The organism is Janthinobacterium sp. UMAB-60, from assembly GCF_900095235.1.
Taxonomy (GTDB): domain Bacteria; phylum Pseudomonadota; class Gammaproteobacteria; order Burkholderiales; family Burkholderiaceae_D; genus Janthinobacterium.
In genome coordinates, this window is sequence record NZ_LT607491.1 from 1 (window position 1) to 3212 (window position 3212).

2 protein-coding genes and 1 pseudogene are annotated in these 3212 nt (G+C 58.7%); all 3 read right to left on the reverse strand.

What is annotated here, in order from left to right; genetic code table 11:
* Window positions 1-219 precede the first annotated feature (219 nt).
* Window positions 220-1128 carry a hypothetical protein gene (locus K0F86_RS16180; protein WP_219135367.1) on the reverse strand — a complete coding sequence of 303 codons (909 nt, stop codon included), beginning with the start codon at window positions 1126-1128 and terminating at the stop codon, window positions 220-222.
* Window positions 1129-1983 (reverse strand): hypothetical protein, encoded by an 855-nt coding sequence (locus tag K0F86_RS16185; RefSeq protein ID WP_219135368.1) that lies wholly within the window; start codon window positions 1981-1983, stop codon window positions 1129-1131.
* A gap of 1 nt (window position 1984) precedes the next feature.
* Window positions 1985-3212: pseudogene (locus K0F86_RS16190) on the reverse strand (hypothetical protein); the annotation flags it as partial.

Sequence of the window (3212 nt, forward strand, 5' to 3'; positions counted from 1 at the left end):
GATGGTGCCGGCGGCGATGGCGATGCCGACGGTGCTGCTTGCAGGTTCAGCCATATTGGCCTTTCGGGTTGGGTATGTGGGTGGATTGCTCTAGAGCAGCGGCTAGTGCTGACATTACGAGCATGGCTGTCTCATTTCTAGGGAAAGGTGAGACAGTATTTTTCTGATGATGGAAATGAAAAAACCCGCCGAAGCGGGTTTGTGGTGGAGCGGGAGTAGTTATGCAACCTTGACGATGATGCGGGCGCGGCCGTCCTCCTCAATGGCGATCACCTTGCCGATGGCACGCATGTATTGCTGGAGCGTCATGTCGTCTTCGTCCATGGCCATGCCAGCAATGCCTTCACCATCCCTGACCGGCACAATGTATTGGCCGGGCGTGGCGTCAAGGACATTGACAGGCACCTGGCCAGCGAAGGCGATGCGATCGACCGTCTGGCGCAGCTGCTCCAGCTCGGCGTCGAAGGTGTTCAGTGCGGCAGCATGGCCGGCATCTTTAACAGCCCAGGCGTCATCCGTATCATCCTCTCCGCGTTGCGGGGCAGCTGGGCGCTCGCCCAAGTCCTGCGCCCACGAGTCGCCGCCGACCATGCAGGGATTGGTTGACTTGGCCATAAACGCGATGGCGTGATTCCATTTATCGGTGAGCTTGCCGTCTGCATCGATGCCGACGATCTGGCCTGGGGCGATGGTGCCGCAGCGCAGCGATTTAATCAGGTACTCGGCATAGTCAGCGCCGCCGCCGTTGATGGTTCCTGTGGCGATAATGCTGCGACCCGTTTGAGTGTTGTAACCCACAGAAAGGGCCGTGCCGATTGCGTTATTCATCGCTCCGGACGACACAAAAAACAATGCCGACGCTGATATCTCCAGATTTGCATTACCCTGCACCTGAGCGGGATTCTGAATGACGCTGTAGTTTCGTTGCGTCGGATTTGGCACGCCAATTTGCAGTAACTGGCCAGCTACGAACGTGGTGCTCCAAAAATACGCCGAGCTGACCAACGGCCCAGACAAAACACCACCCATCAGCGGCAGTGCGTTATACGGCCCGACCGCAAACGCGCGCTGCATTTTGTTGAGTTCCTCGTTTACGTTCGGCATGCCGTCCTGAAATACATCTGCCATTTAAATCCCCTCGATTTGTAGTGCTGCGGAATACGTTTCAAAATACGGCGTGGCCACCGCATCGATATTGCTGGCCTTGCCATACAGCATGTGGTCCTGCTCCAGCAGTGGATCCGGGTTTTCCGGAAACAGACTGAAAAACATGGCCCGGTCCTTGCCGTTCTCGCGCAGGATGCGCATGAAGCGCGCGCGGTCGGTGGGCGTCAGGTGCGCCAGGTTGATGCTAATGCCGTCGTGCATAGTGCCGACCGCACTTTTCAGTTCGCCTGCGCCTGTTCGGTAATTCTCGGTGCTGTCCTGTGGCAGCAACTGGGCACCGTACTCGGCGTTGTGTTCCGGCGACCAGTAATTGCCCACCACCAGGCGGGATATTTCCAGGTAGCCTTCCGGGCTTTGCGGGGCCGATACTTCGATCACCAAGTGGCGCACACGCACTGGTGCGAACCAGGCCACGCCGTCGGCGCCGCCGCCGCGCGCCCAGGTACTCACGCCCCCCCATTTGTAGGCGTTCCAGCCCAGCGGTAGCATGCCCCAGGGATAGGATCCATGCACCGCGGAGGGGCACGGGAAGATGCTGCCTGTGTCGAGCACAGGCACGGCGTCGCCCGGCTGGGCATAGCCGCGCACACGCATGCGCGCGCTGCTGGTCATGTTGGTGAAGATCAGCGCCACGCAGGCAATGGACTCTTGTGTGGGCCATGTGGCGGTGATCGTTTGCGCGGTGCCGGTAGCACGCAGCACCGCTGACTTGCGTTCGCGCTGCAGGTTGCCCGGGCCCAACGCGCCGGCCTGGCTCGATGCCGTCAGCACTGCCCGGTCGGCGGCGTTGTCGTAGATGATGCGTAGGTTCGCCATGTTATTCCGTGGTGATGATGGTGAGGCGCTGACCGTAACTGCCACCGATGTCGAGGACCGGAGGCGCTCCAATTTTCTTCTTGTGTGTAAATTCTTGGTATGTAATCGCCGTTGCAAGCCGATAGGTGCGTGGCAGCGTGCTTTGCACAGGGTCTACAAAGGTGAAAGAGCCATTCAGAGAAATGGTGCCGCTCGACAGGTCATCGACGGAAGTGTAATTATCGTAGGCTATGCTCCCGGCAAGATAGAATGTGTGGACAGCGGTTTCAGTACCGTTACTGCCAAGTTTTCGGAACAAGGTAAACGTACATCCGGCAGTGCCTGCACCCGCGCTGAAGTTGTAGTTGTAGGAAGTCTCCTGAGAGTACATATCAATACTTCCCACCACCGTGATCGCACCTCCATTGCTGCCAAATGGTCCAGTGATGACGCTCTCGGACGTCCCAAACGTAGGATTGGTAACAGCGGTGCGTAAAGTACCAGCGGATAGAGCGCCGCCAAAATAGCCCGCGCCCGATTTCTTCAGGTAAAAAATTGCGTTCGTATCGGTTTTGGCGCCCGATCCGGCCCACATGGCATATACAGGATCATCAGGCCCCATCTCAATGCGGAAGCCTGGGGCTGTGCCAGAAACGACGTCGCCCGTAAAGCTGGCCTTCCCCTTGTTCACCGTCAGTCCTGGCATCTCAAAATAGCCCGTACTCGACAGCTGGAAAAAACCACCTGGCACATCTATATTGCCAATAAGTAGCCCTTGAGCGCTCAAATGAAAGCCAGTACCACCGTTACTGGGCCAGCTGTAGGCATTGGTTGGATACCCGGTTCCGCCATGTAACGTCGTGCCGTACAGGTCGCCGGCAGTAACTTTTCCGATATCGGCAGTGATGGAGGACAGCTTATCCACCGATAACGCTTTGGCCGCGACCGTTCCGTCGACCAGCAGATTGCCATTCAACACCGTGCCCAGCACCACCCAGGCGCCATCGACAAAGAACTTCGTCACCGCATGCGTGGCGTCGTACAAGGTCACCACGTCGCGGTTGATCGGCGCGCCATAGCCGGCATGGCCCAACTCATACACGGCCGAGGCATCCGACCAGGTGGAATAGCCGGGTGCCGTCACCGTCACGGTACCGCGCTGGCCGGAGGCACCATCAGCTGCCAGGCGCGCCGCCGCCGACCATTCACTGGCAGGAATGTCATCGGTGGCGCCGCGCGACGCGGCCGTG